General features: G+C 69.1%; 21 protein-coding genes and 1 tRNA gene. 6 read left to right on the top strand and 16 right to left on the bottom strand.

Translation table 11 applies throughout. The features are described 5' to 3' along the window. Positions 1-15: 15 nt before the first annotated feature. Together pncB and pncA are read right to left on the bottom strand one after the other, a co-directional pair. On the bottom strand, positions 16-1,308 hold the full coding sequence (gene pncB / locus Q1A87_RS04485; protein WP_299647490.1) for a nicotinate phosphoribosyltransferase: 1,293 nt from the start codon (positions 1,306-1,308) through the stop codon (positions 16-18). Between the two features lie 75 nt (positions 1,309-1,383). Then, complete coding sequence (gene pncA, locus Q1A87_RS04480; RefSeq protein ID WP_299647488.1) at positions 1,384-1,980, bottom strand: bifunctional nicotinamidase/pyrazinamidase; 597 nt, start codon at positions 1,978-1,980, stop codon at positions 1,384-1,386. A gap of 66 nt (positions 1,981-2,046) precedes the next feature. Here pncA and Q1A87_RS04475 point away from each other — a divergent pair, with 66 nt between their 5' ends. Continuing rightward, the gene (locus Q1A87_RS04475) at positions 2,047-2,946 is read left to right on the top strand and encodes a rhodanese-related sulfurtransferase (RefSeq protein WP_299647486.1); all 900 of its coding nucleotides are present in this window, start codon (positions 2,047-2,049) and stop codon (positions 2,944-2,946) included. A gap of 214 nt (positions 2,947-3,160) precedes the next feature. Here the strand turns inward: Q1A87_RS04475 and Q1A87_RS04470 are convergent, their stop codons facing one another. Further along, complete coding sequence (locus Q1A87_RS04470; RefSeq protein WP_299647484.1) at positions 3,161-4,552, bottom strand: FAD-binding oxidoreductase; 1,392 nt, start codon at positions 4,550-4,552, stop codon at positions 3,161-3,163. A 103-nt stretch (positions 4,553-4,655) separates the two neighbouring features. Between Q1A87_RS04470 and Q1A87_RS04465 the strand changes: the two genes are divergently transcribed. Beyond that, a tRNA-Met gene (locus tag Q1A87_RS04465) sits at positions 4,656-4,732 on the top strand. A 17-nt stretch (positions 4,733-4,749) separates the two neighbouring features. Here the strand turns inward: Q1A87_RS04465 and soxB are convergent. From soxB to Q1A87_RS04430, 7 genes are all read right to left on the bottom strand, one after another. Next, a complete protein-coding gene (soxB, locus tag Q1A87_RS04460) occupies positions 4,750-6,438 on the bottom strand; it encodes a thiosulfohydrolase SoxB (RefSeq protein ID WP_299647482.1) in 1,689 nt (562 codons plus the stop codon). 25 nt (positions 6,439-6,463) lie between these two features. Then, positions 6,464-7,306, bottom strand: a complete 843-nt coding sequence (soxA, locus tag Q1A87_RS04455) for a sulfur oxidation c-type cytochrome SoxA (RefSeq protein WP_299647460.1) — start codon at positions 7,304-7,306, stop codon at positions 6,464-6,466. 29 nt (positions 7,307-7,335) lie between these two features. Further along, positions 7,336-7,665, bottom strand: a complete 330-nt coding sequence (soxZ, locus tag Q1A87_RS04450; protein WP_299647458.1) for a thiosulfate oxidation carrier complex protein SoxZ — start codon at positions 7,663-7,665, stop codon at positions 7,336-7,338. Positions 7,666-7,682: 17 nt separating this feature from the next. Continuing rightward, on the bottom strand, positions 7,683-8,108 hold the full coding sequence (soxY, locus tag Q1A87_RS04445) for a thiosulfate oxidation carrier protein SoxY (RefSeq protein ID WP_299647456.1): 426 nt from the start codon (positions 8,106-8,108) through the stop codon (positions 7,683-7,685). A 33-nt stretch (positions 8,109-8,141) separates the two neighbouring features. Continuing rightward, positions 8,142-8,633 (bottom strand): sulfur oxidation c-type cytochrome SoxX, encoded by a 492-nt coding sequence (gene soxX, locus Q1A87_RS04440; protein WP_299647454.1) that lies wholly within the window; start codon positions 8,631-8,633, stop codon positions 8,142-8,144. Positions 8,634-8,724: 91 nt separating this feature from the next. Further along, positions 8,725-9,285: a thioredoxin family protein gene (locus tag Q1A87_RS04435; RefSeq protein ID WP_299647452.1), complete on the bottom strand. Its 561-nt coding sequence runs from the start codon at positions 9,283-9,285 to the stop codon at positions 8,725-8,727. A gap of 11 nt (positions 9,286-9,296) precedes the next feature. Continuing rightward, a complete protein-coding gene (locus tag Q1A87_RS04430; RefSeq protein WP_299647450.1) occupies positions 9,297-10,025 on the bottom strand; it encodes a cytochrome c biogenesis protein CcdA in 729 nt (242 codons plus the stop codon). Positions 10,026-10,405: 380 nt separating this feature from the next. Between Q1A87_RS04430 and gndA the strand changes: the two genes are divergently transcribed. Continuing rightward, the gene (gndA, locus tag Q1A87_RS04425) at positions 10,406-11,821 is read left to right on the top strand and encodes an NADP-dependent phosphogluconate dehydrogenase (RefSeq protein WP_299647448.1); all 1,416 of its coding nucleotides are present in this window, start codon (positions 10,406-10,408) and stop codon (positions 11,819-11,821) included. Position 11,822: 1 nt separating this feature from the next. Here the strand turns inward: gndA and hemC are convergent, their stop codons facing one another. Next, the gene (gene hemC, locus Q1A87_RS04420; RefSeq protein ID WP_299647446.1) at positions 11,823-12,761 is read right to left on the bottom strand and encodes a hydroxymethylbilane synthase; all 939 of its coding nucleotides are present in this window, start codon (positions 12,759-12,761) and stop codon (positions 11,823-11,825) included. Positions 12,762-12,828: 67 nt separating this feature from the next. On the opposite strand from hemC, the gene hemE reads away from it, so the two are divergent. Together hemE and Q1A87_RS04410 are read left to right on the top strand one after the other, a co-directional pair. Beyond that, the gene (hemE, locus tag Q1A87_RS04415; RefSeq protein ID WP_299647444.1) at positions 12,829-13,860 is read left to right on the top strand and encodes a uroporphyrinogen decarboxylase; all 1,032 of its coding nucleotides are present in this window, start codon (positions 12,829-12,831) and stop codon (positions 13,858-13,860) included. Positions 13,861-13,865: 5 nt separating this feature from the next. Continuing rightward, entirely contained in the window at positions 13,866-15,035 is a 1,170-nt protein-coding gene (locus Q1A87_RS04410) for an FAD-dependent oxidoreductase (RefSeq protein WP_299647663.1), read from the top strand. Position 15,036: 1 nt separating this feature from the next. On the opposite strand, the gene hemF is transcribed toward Q1A87_RS04410, so the two are convergent. Beyond that, the gene (hemF, locus tag Q1A87_RS04405; protein WP_299647442.1) at positions 15,037-15,939 is read right to left on the bottom strand and encodes an oxygen-dependent coproporphyrinogen oxidase; all 903 of its coding nucleotides are present in this window, start codon (positions 15,937-15,939) and stop codon (positions 15,037-15,039) included. A 292-nt stretch (positions 15,940-16,231) separates the two neighbouring features. Here hemF and Q1A87_RS04400 point away from each other — a divergent pair, with 292 nt between their 5' ends. Continuing rightward, a complete protein-coding gene (locus tag Q1A87_RS04400) occupies positions 16,232-17,413 on the top strand; it encodes a D-alanyl-D-alanine carboxypeptidase family protein (protein ID WP_299647661.1) in 1,182 nt (393 codons plus the stop codon). A gap of 1 nt (position 17,414) precedes the next feature. Here the strand turns inward: Q1A87_RS04400 and Q1A87_RS04395 are convergent, their stop codons facing one another. Genes Q1A87_RS04395 through Q1A87_RS04380 form a run of 4 tightly spaced genes read right to left on the bottom strand, consistent with a single transcriptional unit; the run spans position 17,415 to position 23,078 of the window. Beyond that, positions 17,415-19,037, bottom strand: coding sequence for an ABC transporter ATP-binding protein (locus Q1A87_RS04395; protein ID WP_299647440.1), 1,623 nt, complete (start codon positions 19,035-19,037; stop codon positions 17,415-17,417). Beyond that, positions 19,034-20,143, bottom strand: a complete 1,110-nt coding sequence (locus Q1A87_RS04390) for an ABC transporter permease (protein ID WP_299647438.1) — start codon at positions 20,141-20,143, stop codon at positions 19,034-19,036. The genes Q1A87_RS04395 and Q1A87_RS04390 overlap by 4 nt, the downstream gene beginning before the upstream one ends. Positions 20,144-20,146: 3 nt before the next feature. After that, on the bottom strand, positions 20,147-21,229 hold the full coding sequence (locus tag Q1A87_RS04385) for a microcin C ABC transporter permease YejB (protein WP_299647436.1): 1,083 nt from the start codon (positions 21,227-21,229) through the stop codon (positions 20,147-20,149). 4 nt (positions 21,230-21,233) lie between these two features. Then, positions 21,234-23,078 carry an extracellular solute-binding protein gene (locus Q1A87_RS04380; RefSeq protein ID WP_299647434.1) on the bottom strand — a complete coding sequence of 615 codons (1,845 nt, stop codon included), beginning with the start codon at positions 23,076-23,078 and terminating at the stop codon, positions 21,234-21,236. Positions 23,079-23,169 lie beyond the last annotated feature (91 nt).

The raw sequence follows: 23,169 nt of genomic DNA, 5'->3' as shown, positions 1-23,169 counted from the left end.
ACGCGGCATTTCTTCTTAAACCACCACCTCCAACGCTTCCTGCGCCCCCACCCCGAAGACCCGCTTGTAGCGCGCCACCTCCCGCTCCGGTCCCATCGCCTTCCGGGGATTGTCCGAGAGCTTGACGGTCGGCCTCCCCTCCGCCGCCACGGCTTTACAAACCAGCGAGAACGGGGCCAGCCCGTCCTCCGGGGCCAGTCCGCGGAAGTCGTTTGTGAGCAGCGTGCCCCAGCCGAAGGACAGGCGGACGCGGCCGTGGAAGCGGGTGTGGAGGGTCTCGATGAGCTCCACGTCGAGGCCGTCGGAGAAGATGATGAGCTTGGTGGCCGGGTCCTCGCCGCGGGACTTCCACCAGGCGATGGCCGTCTCCGCCGCCTCGGCCGGGTCGCCGGAATCGATGCGGATGCCGGTCCAGCCCGCCAGCCAGTCCGGCGCGCGCTCCAGAAAACCGGGCGTGCCGTAGGTGTCGGGCAGGATGATGCGCAGGTTGCCCTCGTGCTCCTCGTGCCAGTCGGCCAGCACGTCGTAGGGCGCGCGGGCGAGCGCGGCATCGCCGTCGGCCAGCGCGGAATAGACCATCGGCAGCTCGTGCGCGTTGGTGCCAATCGCCTCGAGGTCGCGGTTCTTGGCGACGAGGCAGTTCGAAGTGCCGGCGAAGTTCTTCCCCAGCCCCTCGCGCAGGGCTTGCACGCACCAGTCCTGCCAGAGAAAAGAATGGCGCCGCCGCGTGCCGAAATCGGCGAGGCGCAGGTCAGGGAGCTTGCGCAGGCGCTCCACCTTCTCCCAGACGCGGGTCATGGCGCGGGCGTAGAGGACCTGCAGCTCGAACCGGCCCATATCGGCGAGCGTGGCGCGGGAGCGGAGTTCCATGAGGATGGCCAGCGCCGGGATCTCCCACAGCATGACCTCGGGCCAGGCACCCTCGAAGGTGAGCTCGTACTGGTCGCCCACGCGCTGCAGATCGTAGGGCGGCAGGCGCAGGGCCTCGAACCATTCCATGAAATCTGGGCGGAACATCTGGCGCTTGCCGTAGAAGGTGTTGCCGCGAAGCCAGGTGGATTCGCCGCGCGCCAGCGACAGGGAGCGGACGTGGTCGAGCTGCTCCCGCAGCTCCCCCTCGTCGATGAGGCGCGCGAGGGGGACATGGGCGGAGCGGTTGATGAGGGAGAAGGTGACCTGCGTGTCCGGGCGGTTGCGGAACACGGACTGGCACATCAGCAGCTTGTAGAAGTCGGTGTCGATCAGGGAGCGGACGATCGGGTCGATCTTCCACTTGTGGTTCCAGACGCGCGTGGCGATGTCCTGCATGTGTCCCTCCGGGCCGTGCGTGACGGGTTAAAGCAAGGCGGGGGCGCGAGGGGAAGCGTGTTCCGCCGGGCGGGTTCAGGCGAGCGTGACGCCGGCCTCCGCCATGCCGTCGCGGGCGGCCTCGCGGGAGCCGTCGAGGTCGATGGCGCGGGTCAGGTCCTCGCGCACGGTTACGGCGTAGCCGAGGCGCGCGGCGTCGATTGCGGAGAAGTTCACGCAGAAGTCGAGGGCGAGGCCGACCAGCGTCAGGTCGGTGACGCCGAGGGTGCGGAGCAGGCCGTCGAGCCCGGTCGGCGTCGCGTGGTCGTTCTCGAAGAAGGCGGAGTAGCTGTCGATGGCGGGGTTCATGCCCTTGCGGACGATGGCCCGGGCGCGGACGGCGTCGAGATCGGGGTGGAAGGCGGCGTCGACGCTGCCCTGGATGCAGTGGTCGGGCCAGAGGACCTGCGGACCGTAGGGCATGTCGACCACGTCGTAGGGCGCGCGCCCCTCGTGCGAGGAGGCGAAGGAGGAATGGCCCGCCGGGTGCCAGTCCTGCGTCAGGATCACATGCGGGAATTCGGGCATCAGCGCGTTGATCCCCGGCACGATGGCGCCACCGTCGGGCACGGCGAGGTTGCCGCCGGGGCAGAAGCCGAGCTGGACGTCGATCACGATGAGGGCGCGGGTCATGGCGGGTCTCCTTGCGCCCCGAGCCTATCGGTTGAGGCGGCGGGGGCAATCGCCTATTCGCCGGGCGTGTTCACCGTCGCCGCCCTCTACCGCTTCACGCCCTTCGCCGACCCGGCCGCGCTGCGCGGACCGCTCATGGAGGTCTGCGCGGCGTCGGGCGTGCGGGGCACCCTGTTGCTGGCGCGGGAGGGCCTGAACGGCACGATCGCCGGCCGCGCCGACGGGGTGGCCGCCGTGCTGTCGCATCTGCGCGCCCTGCCCGGCTGCGCCGGTCTTGCCCCGCGATTCAGCGAGGCCGCGACGCTGCCCTTCGGGAAGATGCGCGTCCGGCTCAAGCGGGAGATCGTCACGATGGGGCAGCCCGGCCTCGACCCCACGACGGTCGGCCGGAAGATCGCGGCCGAGGACTGGAACGCGGTGATCGCCGATCCGGACACGGTGGTGATCGACACGCGGAACGCCTACGAGGTCGCGATCGGCAGCTTCGCGGGCGCCGTCGACCCGGGAACGGAGACGTTCGGCGCGTTCCCCGAATGGTGGGCGGCCAATCGCGAGGCCCATTCGGGCAAGCGCGTCGCGATGTTCTGCACGGGCGGCATCCGGTGCGAGAAGGCCACGGCGTTCCTGCGGGCCGACGGGGTCGCGGATGTCGTGCATCTCGACGGGGGCATCCTCGACTACCTCGCGCGCGTGCCGGAAGCCGAGAGCCTGTGGCGCGGCGGGTGCTTCGTCTTCGACGACCGGGTCAGCGTGGGGCACGGATTGCGGCCCGGCGATCATGTCCTCTGTCACGCCTGCCGCCGACCGCTATCGGTCGCGGAGACCCGCCACCCCGATTACGAGGCCGGAATCGCCTGCCATCGCTGCGTGAACGAGTTCAGCGCCCCGGACCGGGCCCGGTTCCGCGAACGGATGCGGCAGATCGCGCTGGCCCGCACGCGCGGGACACGGCATCTCGGCGGCTAGCGGCCCTGCGGCTCGTCGGACGGCTCCTCCTCGGCGGGGCGAAGCGTCAGGAATTTCACGGCGGCGAACAGGACGAAGCCGAGAGCGGAGAGTGTAAAAAATTCCGTCATGCGCCAATCCTCGAACGGCAACCTCGATGGCGACGATAGCACGGTACAGGCTGACGCCAAGTCCGTACGCGTCATGCGGCATCCCTCCGCCGGTCCGTGCGGCGTCATGTCCGGGGCGGAACGACCTTGCCGGGATTCATCCGGTTCTCCGGGTCGAGCGCCGTCTTGATCGCCCGCATCACGTCGAGCGCGACCGGATCCTTGCGGCGGGACAGGGTCGCGAGCTTCGACAGGCCGATCCCGTGCTCCGCGCTGATCGAGCCGTTCATCTCGACGGTGACGTCCTCCACCATCTCCCGGATGGCATCGAGATGGTCGGACGCGTCCCGCGTAGGGTAGATCGTGAGGTGGATATTGCCGTCGCCCAGATGCGCCACGATCAGATGTTCGGCCCCCGCGTCGAGCCGTGCGAGACGATCCTCCATTTCCTGAACGAAATCCGCCACCGCGTCGAGCGGCAGGGCGACGTCGGTATCGACGATCGGCAGGCGGGTGAAGGTGATCTCGGCGGCCGCCTCGCGCATGGCCCAGATATGCGCCCGCTGCGCCTCGTTCTGCGCGATCATCGCGTCGAGGACGTGTTCCGCCTCGACCGCCTCGGTCAGCACGTCCTCCAGCGCCGCGCTCAATGGCCGCGATAAGCCACCCAGATCGATCATCACGGTATGGTCGTGGAGGCCGAAGGGCTGTCGCAGGTCGGGCCGGTGAGCGGCCAACGCGGCCATGTAGGCCCGGGGCATGTACTCGAACGCCTCCACGGCGCCGTCGGTCGCGGTCTGCAGGCGCCGCAGGAGCGACAGCGCGGTCGGCAGGTCGCGCACCGCGACCAGCGCGGCGGCGTGGTGGCTCGGCTTCGGCAGGAGGCGCAGGACCGCGGCGGTGACGATGCCGAGCGTGCCCTCCGCCCCGATGAAGAGGTCGCGCAGGTCGTAGCCGGTATTGTCCTTGCGCAGGTGGCTCATCAGGTCGAGCACGCGCCCGTCCGCCAGCACGACCTCCAGCCCCAGGACGAGGCCGCGCGTCGAGCCGTAGCGCACGACGTTGGAGCCGCCAGCATTGGTCGAGAGGAACCCGCCGACCCGCGCCGACCCACGCGCGCCGAAGGTCAGCGGGAAGATCAGATCGTGGGCAGCCGCCCGGTCGTGGACATCCGACAGGATCGCCCCGGCACCGGCCTCCATGGTGGCGGTGTCCGGGTTGACCGCGATCCCGGTCAGCCGCTCGAGCGAGACCATCAGCGCGCCGTCGTTCGACGTGCCGCCGACCAGGCCGGTATTGCCGCCGACCGGAACGATGGCGAGGTCGTGTCGTGCGGCGATCCGGACGACGCGCACGACCTCGTCGGTATCGGCCGGACGGACGACCGCGACCGGCGCCGCGTGCCACTTCCCGGTCCAGTCCCGCGCGAAGCGCTCGGTCTCCTGTCCGGTCAGGACATGCCGGTCGCCCAGCACGTCCCGCAGCGCGTCGAGCGCCGTCTGTCGATCGTCCTTCATGCCGATGCCTCCCACCCCGGATGTGTCACGCAAGGCCGGCGATGAAAAGCAGCGCCGACGGGCCTTGACGGACCTCGCCGCGAACCGTATCCCGCGCGCCAGTGGCGGTGTAGCTCAGTTGGTTAGAGCAGCGGAATCATAATCCGCGTGTCCGGGGTTCAAGTCCCTGCACCGCCACCAACCTCCCGCGACCATCTTCAGGGCCCGACGACCTGCACGACGTCGTTCGCCTCCACCGAAACGGTGCCCGTGCGGGCGACGTAGCGCTCGACCACGTCCCAGATCGGCGGCCCCTCGACCCCTTCGGTCACGCTGGCCCAGCCGGCGACCTGATAGGTCGCGGACGGTTCGATCGCCGCGCCCGTCGCGAGAAGCGTCATGTCGCCGATCCGGCTGCCGCGCGGTGCGGCGACGTCGATCCGGTAGCCCATGCCGCCGACGCGGACCATGTCGCCGCCCTGCTGGTAATAGGGGTCGGGGTGGAACAGGTTGTCGGCCACGTCCTCGAGAATCGTATGGAGCTGCTCGCCCGTCATCGGGGTGCGGTAGGCTTCGGGATAGGTCATCGCGGTGACGTTGAAGATGTCCTCGCGGGTGATGTCCTGTTCCGGCAACAGGCTCGCGCCCCAGCGGAAACCGGGGGACAGCGCGATGTCGGCCTCGCGTTCCTCCAGCAGCGCGCGGCAGATCAGGTCGTCCCAGGTGCCGTTGAAGTTGCCGCGCCGGTAGAGGAGCGAATCCGTCCGCCCGATTACCGCCCCGAGCTCCTCCGCGAAGGGCGCGCGTTCCGCCGCGACGAGGGCGGCCATGTCCGGATCGGGGGCGATCACGTCCGAAAAGATCGGGATCAGCTTGTGGGCGACGGCCTGCACCGCCCCGTCGCGCACGTCGAGGTCGACGCGGCTCAGGAACTTGCCGTGGCTGCCCGATGCGATCACGTGCGTGCGCCCGACGATGACCGGTTCGGGCAGCGCGTCGTGGGTGTGCCCGCTCAGGATCACGTCGATGCCCGGCACGTTCGCCGCCATCTTGCGGTCCACGTCGAAGCCGTTGTGGCTCAGCAGGATCACCGCCTGCGCGCCGGCCGCGCGGGCCTGACGCACCACTTCGGCCATGCGCGCCTCGCGCACGCCGAAGCTCAGGCCCGGAAACATCCAGTCCGGATTGGCGATCGGCGTGTAGGGGAAGGCCTGGCCGATCACGGCGACCGGCACGCCGCCGCGCTCGAACATGGTGTAGGGCTCGTAGGCGGGCTCGTCCCATTCGGCGTCGAAGATGTTGGCGCCGAGGAAGGGGTGGGCGAGCTCGCCGTCGATGATCTCGTTCACCCGGTCGAGGCCGAGCGTGAACTCCCAGTGGCCGGTCATCGCGGCTGTGCCCAGCGCGTTGAACACGCGCACCATGTCCGCCCCGCCGGTCCGGAGCGCCGTCAGGCTCCCCTGCCAGGTATCGCCGCCGTCGAGGAGCAGCGCGTCGGGCCGATCGGCGCGGATGGCCTTGACCGCCGTGGCGATGCGGTCGGCGCCGCCCATCTGCCCGTAGGCCCGGGCGAGCGCGACGAAATCCTCCGACGTCAGCGCGTATTGCGCGGGCGCGTTCGGCGCGATCCCGTAGTGGCGCAGGAAGGCGTCGCCCGTCAGATGCGGCGGCTTGCCTGCGGCGGCGCCCACGCCGATATTGACGCCCGGCTCGCGGAACCAGACGGGCACGAGCTGTGCGTGGATGTCGGTGATGTGGATCAGCGTGACGTTGCCGGTCGTCTCGAAGGCCAGCAGGTCGTCCTGCGTCATCGCCTGCTGCGCGGCGAGCCGGGACCAGTTCGCGCCGCCGCCCCAGATCGCCGAGGCCGCCATCGCCGCCTGCAGGAAGTCGCGCCGTGCGATCATCGTGCGTCCCCACGTGTCGGTCGGTTCAGTTGCGGACGCTCGGCCCCTCGACCGACAGGCCATTGCCGCGCGAGGCCACGTAGAGCTCCAGCGCGACAAGCTCGGGCGAGCCCGGCTCGAACGTCTCCGCCATCGTGTCGCGAATGCAGCCCTTGAAGCGCGACTGCACCGCGTTGAGCTGCGCGTTCTTCAGGCGATAGGTCGGGAAACCGTTGATCTGCCCCTGACTCAGATGGTCGGCGCGGATCATGTTGCCGCTGTTGTCCTCGTGGCAATTCGCACAGGCCAGTTCCAGCCGCCCGTAGCGGGTGTAGTAGATGTCGCGCCCGGCCTCCCAGGTCGATTGCGCGGGCCCGTCGGTCGCCACGTCCACCGGCATCCCGCGCGAGACCGAAGAGATCAGCGCGACCATGTCGACCATGTCCTCGCCCGCGTATTTCCAGGGTTCCGCCCCCATGCGGGACGTGCGGCAATCGTTGATCTGCATCTCCAGCGTGCGGACCTCGCCCGCATCCTCGTTCCACTTCGGATAGACCGGTCGCACGCCGGCCATCTCCTCCGGCTCGCCGTGGCAGGAGGCGCAGCTTTCCTCCTCGGTGCCCGCAACCTCGACCCAGTCGTCGCGCGCCGCCTCGACGCCCAGCATGCCGGGGTTCTCGAAATCGTCGGACTCCATCACCTGCGTCTCGTCGTTGCGGTAGCGCCAGCCGGAATAGATCGTGTCGAACACGTCCGAGAGATGCACGGGCGCCGGCGCCTCGGTCACGATCTCGATTTCGCCGTTGATGACGAGCGCGTCGTCGTCCGGATCGGCCAGAGCCGGGCCCGTCAGCAGCAGGCCGGCCAGCGTGAGCATGCGCGTCTTCATTTCGATCCTCCCCGCGATCCCGGCCGCGTTCAGGCGACGGTAACCGTCTTTTCTTCGGTATAGACGTCGCCGTCGTCGTCGTACCACGTGAAGACGAAGGTGCCCGAAGAGGGAACCGTCGCCTCGAACTCGAAATACGGGTTCGACGAGATCGCCGGCTCCAGCGCGACGTCGATCACGCTCTCGCCCCCGAACTCCACCGTGAAGCGGTTGATGATCGAGCGCGGGATCAGGTTGCCGTCGTCGTCCCGCCGCTGCCCGGATTCCATCGGGTGGCTGATCAGGGTCTTGATCTGGATCACCTCCCCGGCCGTTGCCTCGTCGGGGACGCGGACGCGGGGTTTCACGCCGTCTGCCATGTGTCTCTCCTCTGGGTTCAGCCGCCGCAGCCGCCGATGGTGACCTTCACCTCCTGCGAGGTGCGCGCGAAGCTGCCGTCCTCGAGCTTGGCGATGGCGATGACGTCCTGCGTCTGGGCGAGCCGGATGCGGGTCGAGGCGTATTGGCTGGCCGCGAGCGGGCCGAAGGCGAAGCGGCCGACCTGGGGGTTCGGGTTGCCGGCGGCGAGGACGAGAATCTCGCTCGCGCCCGGCGCTTCCACCTTGATCGGCACGGTGTTTCCGTTCTCGGCGATCTCGGGCGCGGTGAGCGTCACGCCTCCGTCCGCGAGTTCGGCATCGCCGGTGAAGTCGAGGATCGCCGCCTCGATATTCGCATTGGCCGTCTGCGCGCGCAGCGGCAGCGCCGCCAGCGCGGCCGCGCCGAGCCCGAGCGCCAGGGTGTCGCGTCGTGTCACTTGCATCGTGTCGATCCTCTCCGCATCAGCGTTCGCCCCTCAGCCTTCGTGGAGCGTCATGAGATAGGCCACCAGATCCTCGACCTCCTGCGCCGCGAGCAGCGGCGCGAGTTCGCCCTCGGCGGCCGTGCCGGTGAACCCGTCGCCGGGCCGGACATAGCCGCCGGCCTTGTAGAAGGACGGCATCATCGTCTCGGGGAAGGTCCGCTTGGCATCCGCCACGATCCCGCGAAGATCGGCCTCCGTCCACCGATCGGCGGCCCCGTCGAGCACCGGACCGATCGTGCCGAGAAAGCCCAGCTCCTCGAGTTCGGTGACGCGGTGGCAGGCGATGCAGTTCCCCGCGCCCTTGTTCATCAGCGCGCGGCCGTTCTCGGGATCGCCGGGCGTGCCGGTCAGCGAGGTCTCGACCGAGCCGTATTCGTCGAACGGAACCTCCGCCGGCGGCACGATTTCGGCCGCGAGTGCCGCGCCGCCAAAGATGAGCGACAGGACGATGCCGACGAGGGGGCCGGTCAGGGGTCGTTTCATCGCAGGCATCTCCCTTCCTTCGATCGAGGATCTAGCGCGCGTGACCCGCGCTTGCAACGGGACCCGCAGGACCGCATAACCGCGGGCCGCACTACTCGCCCGCGCGAAGCAGGCGGGAATGGTACTCCTGGAATGTCTCGTCGCCCTCGTAGCCGTGGGCCAGCACCCAGCTGAACATGTGCCGCACCGTGTCCGCCTCGAAGGCGCCGGGCACGGTGGCGATTGCGGCGGTTTCGGCGGTCGCGCCCTCGGGCACGGCTTCCGGCAGGAACAGCATGGTCGGCGTGAAGTTCAGACCCCATTTCCGGGCCGCCGCCTTTTCGGTCAGGACCTCGCCGTCGAAATCGGTGACCTCGACCCCGCCGTAGAGGTCGAGCCGCACGACGTAGAAGTCCTCCGCGAGCGACGCCTCGATGTCGGGCACGACGAAGACCTCCTCGTGCATCCGTTCGCAGTAGATGCAGCCGCGCTGCTCGACGATGAGCATCAGCCGCTGCCCCGCCGCGTTGGCGTCGTCCAGATCCTCGCGAAGATCCTTGAACGTCTCCTCGATCCAGGGCGCCGCATGCAACCCGTCCGAATTGAGCTCCACCGCCCCGGCCCCGCTCGCGAGCGCGAGGCAGGTCGCGGCACCCAAGATCCATTCCCTCATCACGTCCTCCCTCAGCCGATATTCGGCCAGAATCGCAGCATCCAGTTCCCGATCGCGTTCATCGATTGCGTCGCGATCAGCACGGCGAAGACCACGAGCGCCGCCCCCATGATCCGCTCCACCTTCGGCAGGTGCCGCCGGAACCCCCGCATCCAGCGCATGAACGGCCCGACGAAGGCCGCGGCCAGCACGAAGGGCGCCGTCATGCCCACCGCGTAGGTCAGGAGCAGCACCATGCCGCGCGACACGCTCTCCTGCGCGCCCGCCATGAACAGGATGGCCGCGAGGACCGGTCCGACGCAAGGGGTCCAGCCGAAGGCGAAGGCGAGGCCGATCACGTAGCCCGAGACGATCCCGCCGGAGCCGCCGGTCCCGGTCCCCTGCCCGAAGGAGCGGTAGAGCAGGCCGATCCGGACGACGCCCAGAAAGTGCAGCCCCATCGCGAGGATGATCGCGGCCGCCAGCCAGCGCAACACGTCGAGCCAGTCCCGCACGACCTGCCCGAACACCGTGGCCGTCGCGCCGAGCCCGACGAAGATCGTCGCGACCCCCGCCGCGAAGGCCAGGGCCGCGATCACGGCGCGGCGGCGCGTGCCCGCCGGCGCCGCACCCGCCTCGAATGCCTGCACGCTGCCGCCGGCGAGGTAGGACAGGTAGAACGGCACCATCGGCAGGATGCAGGGCGACAGAAAGGACAGAAGTCCGGCGGCAAGCGCGCCGGCGATGGTCACGTCGAACATCCGTCACCCTCCAAAGCTCGAGACCGAACGTCGGCGGAGGCCGCCGGCAATGCAACCGTCGATCGGGACGAAGCGGGCGACGCTACGGTCGCGGGAACGTGAACGGGCCGGCGGCGTTGTCTCCGCACCACGGGGCCGAGGACCGGTCCCGTCCGCACGAGGAGCAACCGCAATGAACAGCATCTTCTACATAATCGGCGTGGTGGTCGTGGTCGTGGCGATCGTAAGTTTCGTCCTCTGATCCGCCTGCCGGTCAGGAACAGGACGGGCGGTCCCGCCGGGGCCGCCCGTTCGCGTCGGGGCAAAGCGAATCCCGCCGGGGTTCCCAATTCCGCGCCGACGCTCTAGCCGTCCCGGACGGTACAGCGGGGGAAGTGGACATGGACGCAACAGCACGGATCGGCCTGATCGGCCTCGGCACGATGGGCGCGGCGCTCGCGTCCAACATCGCCGAGAAGGGCTTCGACATCGCGGTGTTCAACCGCACCACGCAGGTGACGCGGGACTTCGTGGCCGAAGCCGGCGACCTCGCCCCCCGCTTCACGCCCGCCGAGAGCCTCGAGGATTTCGTGGCCGCCATCGCGAAGCCCCGTTCGATCATCCTCATGGTCCCGGCCGGCGATCCGGTGGACCAGCAGATCGCCGCGTTGCGCCCCCTTCTCGACGCGGACGACCTGATCATCGATTGCGGCAACGCGAACTTCCACGACACCAACCGGCGGAGCCGCGCGGGCGACGGTCCGTTCCTCGGCGTCGGCGTCTCCGGCGGGGAGGAAGGCGCCCGGCACGGCCCGTCGATCATGGGCGGCGGCGACCCGGCATGCTGGGCGCGGGTCGAGGACATCATGACCGCCATCGCCGCCAAGCACGAGGGCGAGGCCTGCGCCGGACTGCTCGGGCCGGAAGGGGCCGGGCATTTCGTCAAGATGGTCCATAACGGCATCGAATACGCCGACATGCAGATGATCGCCGAGATCTACGGCATCCTTCGCGACGGCGAGGGGCTCGGCCCCGAGGCGATCGCCGGCGTCTTCGAGGGCTGGAACGAGGGGACGCTGGCCTCCTACCTGATTGAGATCACGGGCAAGGTCGCGCGCGCGAAGGACGTGGCCACGGGCGAGCCGCTGCTATCGGTCATCGTGGACGCCGCGGGGCAGAAGGGCACCGGCCGCTGGACCGCGATCGAGAGCCAGCACCTGCTCACGCCCATCCCCGCGATCGAGGCCGCCGTGGTCGCACGCAACATCTCCGCGCGGCTCGAGGAACGCGCCGCGGGCGAAGACCTCTTCGGCGCGGCGCCGCAGGCCTTCGACACGCTCGACCGCGACACGCTGGAGGGCGCGCTGATCGCGGGCAAGATCCTCTGCTACGCTCAGGGCTTCACGATGATCGCCGCGACCTGCGAGGCGCATGGGTGGGATGTCGACCTGCCGCAAGTCGCCCGGCTCTGGCGGGAGGGCTGCATCATCCGCTCGGCGATGCTCGACGACATGGCCGCCGCGCTCGCGGCACATCCGGGACAGAACCTGATGTGGACGCCGCATTTCGCCGACCTGCTGAAGCAGCACGAGCGCGCCCTGCGGCGGGTCGTCTCGGAAGCGGCGTTGAACGGCCACCCGACGCCCGCCCTCTCCTCCGGGCTGGCCTATTTCGACGCGATGCGGACGGCGCGCGGCACGGCGAACCTGATCCAGGGCCAGCGGGACTTCTTCGGCCTGCACGGATTCGAGCACCGGAACGGCAAGACGCATCAGCACGGCCCCTGGGCGAAGCAGACCGCCTCGCCCAAGAACTAGGTCACCCGCGCCAGTCGAAGAAGCCCGTCGGCGCACGGTCGAGCAGGTCGCGCGCCAGATCGCGGCCGAGCGCCGCGCCGTCCTCGACGGGTGCCTCGCCGGCGCTGACGAGCACGTCCGAGCCGTCGGGGCGCAGGATCTCGCCCCGGAACGCCAGCGTACCGCCGACGAGATCCGACAGACCCGCGATCGGCGTCTCGCAGGATCCGTCGAGCGTCGCGAGGAACGCCCGCTCGCAGGTCAGCCGCAACCCGGTCGCGTGGTCGTGGATCGCCGCCAGCATCTCCGCCATGCCCCGGTCGTCCGTCCGCCGCTCCACCCCGATCGCGCCCTGCGCCACGGCCGGCAGCATCTCGCCGGTGTCCATCGGCATCCGCGGCACCTCCGCCATGCCGAGCCGGTTCAGCCCCGCCATGGCGAGGAACGTCGCGTCCGCCACCCCGTCGCGCAGCTTGCCCATCCGGGTCTGCACGTTGCCGCGAAACTCGACGAGGTTCAGGTCCGGCCGCCGGTGCGCCAGCTGCGCCCGCCGGCGGAGCGAGGACGACCCGACCGTCGCGCCCTGCGGCAGGTCCGCGATCGCCCGGCCGTCCAGCGTGACGAAGGCGTCGCGTACGTCCTCGCGCGGCAGGTAGGTGTCGATCACCAGCCCCTCGGGCTGCAAGGTCGGCATGTCCTTCATCGAATGCACGGCGAGGTCGATCTCGCCCGCAAGCAGCGCCGCCTCGATCTCGCGGGTGAACAGCCCCTTGCCGCCGATCTCCCGAAGCGCCCGATCCTGCACCCGGTCGCCCGTCGTGCGGATCACCACGATCTCGAACGCGGCCTCGGGCAGATCCCAGGCGGCGGCCAACCGGTCGCGCGTCTCGTGCGCCTGCGCGAGCGCCAGCGGGGAGCCGCGGGTTCCGATGCGGCAGGGCATGTCCGGGGTGGGTTTCATCGGGCCTCCTTCGCGTTGACACGCCCTGCCCCGCTGGGCAGGTGCTGTCCAGACCCGGAGGACCCCGATGACGAAACCCCTGCTTCGCGCGCTCGCCGGCGAGACGCTTCCCGTGCCGCCGGTCTGGATGATGCGGCAGGCCGGGCGCTACCTGCCGGAATACCGCGCCACGCGGGAGCGGGCTGGCGACTTCCTGTCGCTGTGCTACAACCCCGAACTCGCGACCGAGGTGACGTTGCAACCGATCCGGCGCTTCGGTTTCGACGCGGCGATCCTGTTCGCGGACATCCTCCTCGTGCCGCAGGCGCTGGGCGCCGATCTGTGGTTCGTCACCGGCGAGGGGCCGCGCCTCTCGACCGTGACCGGGCCGGAGGACTTCGCCCGGCTGAAGCCCGCGGCGGAGGTGCATGCGACACTGGCGCCGATCTACGAGACGGTCCGCAACCTCGCCGGCGCCCTACCCCCCGAAGTTGCGCTGATCGGCTTCGCCGGCGCGCCCTGGACGGTGGCGACCTACATGATCGCGGGGCGCGGCACGCCGGATCAGGCACCCGCGCACCGCCTGATCGCGGAGGACCGTTCGACCTTCGAGGCGCTGATCGACGTGCTGACCGCGGCGACGATCGAGTACCTCTCCGCGCAGGTCGAGGCCGGGGCGGAGGTGGTGAAGATCTTCGACAGCTGGGCCGGTTCGCTTCGAGGCGACGACTTCGACCGCTACGCCGTGGCGCCCGCGCGGACCATCACCGCCGCGCTCAAGGCCCGCCATCCGGGTCTACCCGTCATCGCCTTCCCGCGCGAGGCGGGCCAGAACTATATCGGCTTCCATGCGGCCACGGGGGCCGATTGCGTCGCGGTGGACGATTCCGTCGAGGCCGAATGGGTCGCGGAGACGATCCAGCCCGACGGCTGCGTGCAAGGCAACCTCGCCTCGCGCCACATGGTGTCCGGTGGCCCGGAGCTCGACGCGGAGGTGCGACGCATCCGCGACGCGCTTTCGGGCGGGCCGCATGTCTTCAACCTCGGCCACGGAATCACGCCCGACGCCGACCCCGACAACGTGGCGCGGATGATCGACACGCTGCGCGAGAACGCGTGACGGGAATGGAGACCTTCGACGTCGTGGTGATCGGCGGCGGCATGATGGGCGCACCCTGCGCCCGCTACCTTGCGGAGGGGGGTCATTCCGTCGCGCTCATCGCCGCGCCGGAACCGGCGGACGCGGCACGCTGGGACGGCCCCTTCGGCAGCCATTTCGACGCCGCGCGCATCACCCGCCGGGTGGCGAGCGACGCCGACTGGTCGCGCCTGTCGTGTCGATCCATCGCGCGCTACCGCGACCTCGAGGCGCGGTCGGGCCGGTCGATCTTCCGCGAGACGGGCGCGCTGATGGCCGGTCCGCAAGAGGGGCCGATGGCCGGGTTCACCGACAGGTTCCAGGCCGTCGCCAAGGCGCTGGACGATGCGCCCGAGATCCTCGACGCGGAGGCTGTGCGCGCCGGTTTCGGCCTCGCTTTGCCCCCGGACAGCCTTGCGAGCCACGAGGCGCTGCAGGGCGGCTGGATCGACCCGCGCGCCATGCGGGACGCGCAGCAGGCCCTCGCTGCCAAGGCCGGCGCCCGGCTCTACCCGCAGGCCGCGACGACGCGGGACGGACGGGTCGTGACGCTCGCCGACGGCACGCAAGTCTCGGCCGGGCATGTCGTCGTCGCCACCGGTCCGCATGTCGCCATCGACGGGCTGCTGCCCCGCGTTCCGAAGATGCAGGTCTGGGCACGGACGATCGCCTTCGCCCGCATCTCGGAGGCCGAAGGCGCCCGACTGGCGGAGATGCCGCCCATCATCTGGGTGCCGGAGGGATGGGACCACGATCTCTACCTCCTGCCGCCGGTGCGCTATCCGGACGGCCAGCTCTACCTGAAGATCGGCGGGCAGGTGGACAGCCCGCGCATCGGCTCGGCCAAGGACATGCGCGACTGGTTCCGGGGCAACGGCGACGCGCGGGTCGCGGCGCGGCTCATGGCGGAACTGCGTGCCGTGATGCCCGACCTCGCCATCGAGGCCGAGTCGCGTGGTCCCTGCGCCGTCGTCTGGACCGAAACGGGTTTGCCCTACATCGACGCGGCGGGCGACGGCGTGAGCGTCCTCTGCGGCGGCAACGGCGCGGCGGCGAAATGCGGCGACGAGCTGGGGCGGCTCGGCGCGCTGACGGCAACCGGCGCCGGAATCGCGAGCGAAGGCTACGCGGCCGATTTCCACACCGTCTGGGCCTGAGTCAAGGCCACTTCGCCTCGGGCGGCAGCGACATCAGCACCGCGTTCGCGTCGTGCCCGGATTCCAGCCCGAACTTCGTGCCCCTGTCGTAGACGAGGTTGTATTCCGCGTAGAGCCCCCGATGGACGAGTTGCGCATGCTTGTCGGCCGCGCTCCAATCCTGCCCGCGCCGCCGCTCCACCAGCGGCACGAAGGCCGGCAGGAACGCGCGGCCGACATCCTGTGTGAAGGCGAAGTCGTCTTCCCAATCGCCGGTGTTCAGATCGTCGTAGAAGACGCCGCCGACGCCCCGCGCCCGGCCCCGGTGCGGAATGTGGAAGTAGCGGTCCGCCCAGGCCTTCAGCTTTTCGTAGCGATTCTCCCCGTCGAGCGGCGGATGCTTCGCGCAGGCGTCGCGCAGGACCGCGTGGAACTGCGCCGTGTCGTCGTCGTATTCGAGGCAGGGATTCAGGTCCGCCCCGCCGCCGAACCACCAGGCATGCGGCGTCCAGAACTTCCGCGTGTTCATGTGCACGGCCGGAACATGCGGGTTCTGCATATGCGCGACGAGGCTGATCCCGCTGGCCCAGAAGCGCGGATCGTCCGCCATGCCGGGCACGCCGCGCGCCGCCATCGCCGCCTGCGCGCGGGTGCCGAGCGCGCCGTGCACCTCCGACCAGTTCACGCCGACCTTCTCGAAGACGCGTCCCCCGCGCAGGATCGACATCAGCCCGCCACCCGCATCCGATCCGTCCTCGGATGCCCGTCGCGTCGGCGTCACCTCGAATCGGCCGGCGGGACGGTCCGCGAACGGGCCGGGCGCGCCCGCGACCTCCAGCGCCTCGAAGGCGGCGACGATGGTATCGCGGAGCTCCCGGAACCAGTCCGCGGCCCTGCGGCGGGCTTCGGGCGGTGCGTCGGACATGGAAACCTCTCTCGCAGGGTGAGTCGGACCGCGCCCGGCGATCGGGCTCATTCGCACGACCGCGGGCGCGACAGGTCTTGTAGCGGTCCCGCCCGCGCGTCACCAGATGTTGGCGGGACATTTCCCGAACCAAGGCATTTTCTGGGCAAGCCCGGTCCGTTATGGATCTGTTAACCGGTTCCGTATACGTTTCATTAAGATTATCACGGCGGCACTGGCGCAAGATCGGGCCGCCCAGGCTATGAGCGGTCACGTGAACAGACATTCTGCGAACCGGGTCCTTGCGGGCCTGATGCCCTTCCTTGTCGCACTCCTCCTCGCGCTTCCGGGACGCGCCGCGCCCTATGCGGAGTTCGTGATGGATGCGCGGACGGGGGAGGTCCTCAAATCCTCCAATGCCGACACGCGGCTGCACCCGGCCTCGCTGACCAAGATGGTCACGCTCTACATCGCCTTCGAGGCGGTCCGCATGGGCGAGATCACGCTCGACACCGAGGTCCGGATCTCACGGAACGCCGCCAACGAACCGCCGAGCAAGCTGGGCCTGCGCGCCGGCCAGAAGATCGCGCTGCGTTACCTGATCCGCGCGGCGGCGGTGAAGTCCGCGAACGACGCCGCGACCGCGATCGGCGAGGCCATCTCGGGGTCCGAGGACGCCTTCGCCGAGCGGATGAACCGGACCGCCGAAGCGCTCGGCATGACGAACTCCACGTTCAAGAACGCCCACGGCCTGACCCGCTCGGGGCATCTCAGCACGGCGCGCGACATGAGCGTCATGGGGCGGCGGCTGTTCTACGACTACCCGCAATACTACAACCTGTTCTCCCGGCGCTCGACAGATGCCAACGTGACGCAGGTGCGCAACACCAATCGCCGGTTCCTGAACGCCTATCGCGGCGCCGACGGGATCAAGACCGGCTTCACCAACGCGGCGGGCTTCAACCTCGTCTCCTCGGCCGAGCGCAGCGGGGTGCGGATCATCGCGACCGTGTTCGGCGGCCGGTCGACGGCGACGCGCAACGCGCAGATCATGAAGCTGCTCGATTACGGCTTCGCGCATGCCCCGGCCCGCGTGACGGAACGCAAGCCGGAGCTTCCGACCTATAACGGCGCGACGCGCCCTGGCGTCACCGCGCCGGCGCGGTCGATGCGGCCCGTGATGCGCAGCTACCTCGGGGCGCTGCAGGCTTCCGCGATCCGCGGCGAGGCGCGGGTGGTCACGCGCGCCTCCACCTCCGGGCAGGATTACGGCATCCAGCTCGACCCGCAGGGCACGCGTTCGGCGGCCGACAAGCTGCTGCTCCGCACCGCGCTGCAGGAGCTCGACACGCTCGACGACGCGCTGCGCCGGGTCGATCGGGTCAGTGGGGGATTCAAGCCGAGCTTCGTGGGCCTCTCCGAGCGCGAGGCGCAGCGCGCCTGCACGCGCCTGCGCGCGAACGCGATCGCCTGCTCCGTGATGATCGGAAGCTGAGTCAGGCGCTCACGGCCTCGCCCTCGGCGACGAGGTCGAAGGCCGCGGCCATCAGGGCACGGGTATAGGGATCCTGCGGCGCGTCGAAGACCTGCGCCGCGTCGCCCGCCTCCACCACGTCGCCGCGCTTCATCACGATCACCTTGTGCGACAGTGCGCGCACCACCCGCAGGTCGTGGCTGATGAACAGATAGGCCAGCCCGTGCTTGCGCTGCAGGTCGCGGAGAAGCTCGACGATCTGCACCTGCACCGTCTGGTCGAGGGCGGAGGTGGGCTCGTCGAGCACGACGAGCTTCGGACGCAGGATCATTGCCCGGGCGATCGCGATCCGCTGACGCTGTCCGCCGGAGAACTCGTGCGGGTAGCGGTCCATCGAGGCGGGGTCGATGCCGGTTTCCGACAGGATCTCGGCTACCTGCTCGCGCGGGGGGCGGTCGTCGCCGGTGTCGTGCAGGCGCAACCCCTCGGCCACGATCTCCGCCACGGTCATCCGCGGCGAGAGGGAGCCGTAGGGGTCCTGGAACACGATCTGCATGTCCTGCCGGAGCGGTCGCAGTTCCTTGGTCTGGAGCCCGTCGATCCGCCGGCCCAGAAGCGTGATCGGCCCCTCGGACTGGATCAGCCGCATTATCGCCAGGGCCAGCGTCGTCTTGCCCGACCCGCTCTCGCCCACGATGCCGACCGTCTCGCCCGCCCGTACCGAGAGCGTCGCGTCGTTGACGGCCTTCACATGGCTGGTCGTGCGCTTCAGCAGACCCGTCTGGATCGGGAACCAGACCTTGAGGTGCTCCGTCGCCGCGATCTCGGACGCGTCCGTCGCCACCGGGTCGGGCGTGCCGTGCGGCTCGGCGGCGAGGAGCATCTGCGTGTAGGGGTGCTGGGGCGCGTCGAAGATCTCCGCGACCGGCCCCGCCTCGACGATCTCGCCAGACTTCATCACGCAGACCCGGTCGGCGAAGCGCCGCACGATGCCGAGGTCGTGGGTGATGAAGAGCATCGACATGCCCTCGTCGCGCTGGAGCTGCGCCAGCAATTCTAGGATCTGCGCCTGGATCGTCACGTCGAGCGCGGTGGTCGGCTCGTCGGCGACGAGCAGGTCGGGGCCGTTCGCCAGCGCCATCGCGATCATCACCCGCTGCCGCTGGCCGCCCGAGAGCTGGTGCGGGTAGGCGCCGAGACGGCTCTCGGCGTCCTGGATGCCGACCTTGTCCATCAGGTCGAGAATGCGCGCCCGCGCCGCCGCACCGGTCAGGCCCTGATGCAGCGACAGGCTCTCGGCCAGCTGCTTCTCGATCGTGTGCAGCGGGTTGAGCGAGGTCATCGGCTCCTGGAAGATGAAGCTGATGTCGTTGCCTCGCACCCGGCGAAGTTCACGTTCGGGCGCGCCGATCATCGACGTCCCCTCGTAGTCCACCGCCCCCTCCACCCGCGCGCTGTCGGGCAGCAGCGACACGGTCGAGAGCGCGGTGACGGACTTGCCCGACCCGCTCTCGCCCACCAGCGCGACGGTCTGACCGCGGTCGACGTGGAAGGACACGCCGCGCACGGCAGGCACCTCCTTCCCGTCCTGCCGGAAGGACACGCGCAGGTCGCGCACGTCGAGGACGCGGTCGGGACGGGTCATGCGAAGGTCTTTCTCGGATCGAACGCGTCGCGGATGCCCTCGAAGATGAAGACGAGGAGCGAGAGCATGATGGCGAAGGTGAAGAACGCGGTGAAGCCGAGCCACGGCGCCTGCAGGTTCTGCTTGGCCTGCAGCGTGAGCTCGCCCAGCGACGGCGCCGAGGACGGCAGGCCGAAGCCCAGGAAGTCCAGCGTGGCGAGCCCGCCGATCGCGCCGGTCACGAGGAACGGCAGGAAGGTCAGCGTCGCGACCATCGCGTTGGGCAGGACGTGGCGGAACATGATCGTCCCGTCGCTCACGCCGAGCGCCCGGGCTGCGCGGACGTATTCGAAGTTCCGCGCCCGCAGGAACTCCGCCCGCACCACGCCGACGAGGCCGATCCACCCGAAGAGAACGGTGAGCGCGACAAGGAGCCAGAAGCTGACAGGTATGATCGCGACGACGATGATGATGACGTAGAGCGACGGGGTGGAGCCCCAGATCTCCACGAACCGCTGCAACAGCAGGTCGGTCCAGCCGCCGAAATAACCCTGCACCGCGCCGGCCGCGATACCGAGCGCGGAGGCGAAGAACGTGGTGATGAGCGCGAAGGCGACCGAGAGGCGGAACCCGTAGATCACGCGGGCCAGCACGTCGCGCGCCGTGTCGTCGGTGCCGAGCCAGTGTTCCGCGTCCGGCGCGGAGGGGGCCGCGCCCTGGATGTTGTTCACCGTGTCGTAGCTGTAGGGAATGGGCGGCCAGAGGAGCCAGCCCTGCTCGACCGGCACGCCGGCGAAGGCGCCCGTCTCCTCGACCTCGGCGATCACGCCTTCGGGGTCGTCGAAGCAATCCACGAGCCCGCCGGAGACGATCAGGCAGCGCACCTCGACCTCGCGGTAGGCGGCCTCGGTCCGGAAGTCGCCGCCGAAATCGGTCTCCGGATAGAAGGTCAGGATCGGCATGCGGAGATCGCCGCGGTAGTTCACCAGCAGCGGCTTGTCGTTCGCCAGCACCTCCGCGAAGAGCGACAGACCGAAGAGCAGCGCGAAGAGCCAGAGCGACCAGAAGGCGCGGCCGTTCTTCTTGAAGTTCGACCAGCGGCGGGCGTTGAGAGGGGAGAGCGCCACGGCCTACCTCCGCTCGAAGTCGATCCGGGGATCGATCCAGACATAGGTAAGGTCGGTGATGAGCCCCATCACCAGCCCGATGAGCGAAAAGGCGAAGAGCGTTCCGAACACCACCGGATAATCCCGCGTCACCACCGCCTCGAGCCCGAGCCGGCCCAGCCCGTCGAGCGAGAAGATCGTCTCGATGATGAGCGAGCCGCCGAAGAAGACCGACACGAAGAGCGCGGGAAAGCCCGAAATCACGATCAGCATCGCGTTACGGAACACGTGACCATAGAGCACCCGCTGCTCGGTCAGGCCCTTGGCGCGTGCCGTGGTCACGTATTGCTTGCGGATTTCGTCGAGGAACGAGTTCTTCGTCAGCAGGGTCAGTCCCGCGAAGGCCGCGAGCGTGGAGGCCAGCACCGGCAGCGTGATGTGCCACAGGTAATCCCCGATCTGCTGCAGCGTCCCCATGTCCTCCCAACCGGGCGAGGTCAGGCCGCGGAGCGGGAACCACTTGAAATACGACCCGCCCGCGAAGAGCACGAGCAGCAGGATCGCGAAGAGAAAGCCCGGGATCGCGTAGGCCACGATCACGATGCCCGACGTCCAGGTGTCGAACTTCGAGCCGTCGCGCATCGCCTTGCGGATGCCCAGCGGGATCGAGATCAGATAGGCCAGCAGCGTCGACCAGAGACCCAGCGTGATCGAGACGGGCATCTTCTCCAGCACGAGGTCGACGACGGAGATCGAGCGGAAGTAGCTCTCGCCGAAATCGAAACGCATGTAGTCCCACATCATGTTCAGGAACCGCTCGAGCGGCGGCTTGTCGAAGCCGAACTGCCGCTCGAGCTCCTCGATGAACTCGGGCGGCAGGCCGCGCGCGCCGAGATAGCCGCTGTCGCCGCCCTGCTGCACGCCCCCGCCCGCGGCGTCGCCGCCGCCCGCGATGTTCGAGAAGGCATCGCCCTCCCCTTCGAGCTGCGCCAGCACCTGCTCGATGGGACCACCGGGCACGAACTGGATCAGCGCGAAGTTGATGACCATGATCCCCAGCAGCGTGGGAATCATGAGCAGGACACGTCGAAGGATGTACGCGCCCAAGGTGCTACAGCGCCCCGCTGGCCTGCAGTTCCGCGTAGGCCTCCTGATCCGCCCACCAGAAGCTCAGCTCGCCCAGCGAATAGGGCGGCAGCGGCTCCGGGTAGCGAAGGTAGTCGTAATAGGCGACCGTGTGCACCGGCTTGAACCATTGCGGCACCCAGAAGCGCCTGGCCCGCAGCACCCGGTCGAGCGCGGCGATGCCCGCCTCCAGATCCTCCTGCGAGGTCGCGTTCTCGAGGCCCTCGATCAGCGCGTCCACGGCCTCGTCCTGCAGGCCCATGAGGTTGAACACGTCGTTCGCGCTCTCGGAACCGAAATATTGCCGTGGAGAGGAGCCGGGAACGTAGCCCATCGGCATCTGGTGGGTGATGATGTCGAAGTCGTAGCTGCGCTCGCGCGAGGTCATCTGCGCGTTGTCGACACGGACCATGCTGGCATCGACGCCAAGCCGGCGCAGGTTCTCGACGTAGGGGTTTATGACGCGGTCGAAGGTCTGGCTATCGTTGAGGAACTGGACCGACAGCATTTCCCCGTCCTTGCGGCGCATCCCGTCATCGCCGACGATCCAGCCCGCTTCCTCCAGAAGTGCGCTGGCCGTCCGCAGGTTGCCGCGATCGAGCTGCCGGCTGCCGGAGACGGGCGGCTGTACGGCGTCCTCGGTCAGGATCGCCGCGTCGAGGAGCCCCCGCTCCACCAGCGGCTCAAGGATCGCGCGTTCGGCTTCGGAGGGCGGCCCTTCCGCCTTCAGGTCGCTGTTCTCCCAAAACGAGGTCACGCGGTCGTAGATGCCGTAGAACAGCGTCTCGTCCGACCATTCGAAGTTGAACATGAGCCCGATCGCCTCACGCACGCGCGGGTCCTGGAACTTCGGCTCGCGGAGATTGAAGATGAAGCTCTGCGCGGTCGAGATCGTCCCGTCCGGCAACTCCGCCTTGATGACGGCACCGTTCTGCACGGCCGGGAAGTTGTAGCTCGTCGCCCATTCCTTCGACGACGCCTCGTTGCGGAACGTGTAGTTGCCGCCCTTGAAGCCCTCGAACGCGGCCGCGTAGTCGCCGTAATACTCGATGCGGATCGTGTCGAAGTTGTTCTGCCCGACGTTGAGCGGGTGATCCTCGCCCCAGTAATCGTCGCGCCGGCGGTAAGTCACGGACCGCCCGGTATCGAGGTCGTCCATCACGTAGGGACCGGACCCGATCAGGGGCGTCAGCGTGCTGTCCTCGAAATCGACGTCGCGGGCTTCGAAATCCGCCTTCTGGAAGATCGGCAGGCTGCCAACGCGCACGGGCAAGTCGCGGGTCGGCATGTCCGCCTTGAAGGCGTAGCGCACGGTCCGTTCGTCCACGACCTCGGCGCTCTCCACGTCGCGCGCGAGAACGGCGCGGAAGCTCGGCAGGCCCTTGTCGCGCAGCACCTCGTAGCTGAACACGACATCCTCGGCGGTGAGCGGCGTGCCGTCCGAGAAGGTCACGTCGTCGCGCAGGGTGAAAGTCACCTCGCTGCGGTCCTCGGGGTAGTCCATCGAGGCGCAGATCAGGCAATAGGCCGATCCGATCTCGTCCGCGGTGCTGGAGAGAAGCGACTCGTAAGGCGCGGAGGACAGCGCGACAGCCCGCCCCTTCGGCGTATAGGGATTGACGCTGTCGAAGGAGCCGAAGGCCCATTCGCTGATCTCGCCGCCCTTGGGCGCATCGGGGTTCACGTAGTCGAGATGCGTGAAGTCCGGCCCGTATTTCAGCTCACCGCCCGGAAAGGTCGAAATGCCGTGATCCGGCGTCGTGTCCGCCGCTTCCTGCGCGAAGGCGGGTGCGGCAACGAGAATGGCTGCGATCGCGAACCGTCTGATCATGGACCCATGCTCTCCCCTGAGAAGTTCGGCGACAGCTAGCGATTCGGGGTCTCCGAGCGCAAGGCCCCCTCACCGATGGTTGAGGCGCCGA

Source organism: uncultured Jannaschia sp., from assembly GCF_947494055.1.
Classification (GTDB): domain Bacteria; phylum Pseudomonadota; class Alphaproteobacteria; order Rhodobacterales; family Rhodobacteraceae; genus Jannaschia.
This window is presented reverse-complemented; position numbering and strand designations above follow the sequence as displayed.

Bases quoted from the DNA above. Each gene is read 5' to 3' on its own strand.
- pncB (WP_299647490.1), bottom strand. From the start codon at position 1,308: ATGCAGGACATCGCCACGCGCGTCTGGAACCACAAGTGGAAGATCGAC.
- pncA (WP_299647488.1), bottom strand. From the start codon at position 1,980: ATGACCCGCGCCCTCATCGTGATCGACGTCCAGCTCGGCTTCTGCCCC.
- Q1A87_RS04470 (WP_299647484.1), bottom strand. From the start codon at position 4,552: ATGAAGGACGATCGACAGACGGCGCTCGACGCGCTGCGGGACGTGCTG.
- soxB (WP_299647482.1), bottom strand. From the start codon at position 6,438: ATGATCGCACGGCGCGACTTCCTGCAGGCGGCGATGGCGGCCTCGGCG.
- soxA (WP_299647460.1), bottom strand. From the start codon at position 7,306: ATGAAGACGCGCATGCTCACGCTGGCCGGCCTGCTGCTGACGGGCCCG.
- soxZ (WP_299647458.1), bottom strand. From the start codon at position 7,665: ATGGCAGACGGCGTGAAACCCCGCGTCCGCGTCCCCGACGAGGCAACG.
- soxY (WP_299647456.1), bottom strand. From the start codon at position 8,108: ATGCAAGTGACACGACGCGACACCCTGGCGCTCGGGCTCGGCGCGGCC.
- soxX (WP_299647454.1), bottom strand. From the start codon at position 8,633: ATGAAACGACCCCTGACCGGCCCCCTCGTCGGCATCGTCCTGTCGCTC.
- Q1A87_RS04435 (WP_299647452.1), bottom strand. From the start codon at position 9,285: ATGAGGGAATGGATCTTGGGTGCCGCGACCTGCCTCGCGCTCGCGAGC.
- Q1A87_RS04430 (WP_299647450.1), bottom strand. From the start codon at position 10,025: ATGTTCGACGTGACCATCGCCGGCGCGCTTGCCGCCGGACTTCTGTCC.
- gndA (WP_299647448.1), top strand. From the start codon at position 10,406: ATGGACGCAACAGCACGGATCGGCCTGATCGGCCTCGGCACGATGGGC.
- hemC (WP_299647446.1), bottom strand. From the start codon at position 12,761: ATGAAACCCACCCCGGACATGCCCTGCCGCATCGGAACCCGCGGCTCC.
- hemE (WP_299647444.1), top strand. From the start codon at position 12,829: ATGACGAAACCCCTGCTTCGCGCGCTCGCCGGCGAGACGCTTCCCGTG.
- Q1A87_RS04410 (WP_299647663.1), top strand. From the start codon at position 13,866: ATGGAGACCTTCGACGTCGTGGTGATCGGCGGCGGCATGATGGGCGCA.
- hemF (WP_299647442.1), bottom strand. From the start codon at position 15,939: ATGTCCGACGCACCGCCCGAAGCCCGCCGCAGGGCCGCGGACTGGTTC.
- Q1A87_RS04400 (WP_299647661.1), top strand. From the start codon at position 16,232: ATGCCCTTCCTTGTCGCACTCCTCCTCGCGCTTCCGGGACGCGCCGCG.
- Q1A87_RS04395 (WP_299647440.1), bottom strand. From the start codon at position 19,037: ATGACCCGTCCCGACCGCGTCCTCGACGTGCGCGACCTGCGCGTGTCC.
- Q1A87_RS04380 (WP_299647434.1), bottom strand. From the start codon at position 23,078: ATGATCAGACGGTTCGCGATCGCAGCCATTCTCGTTGCCGCACCCGCC.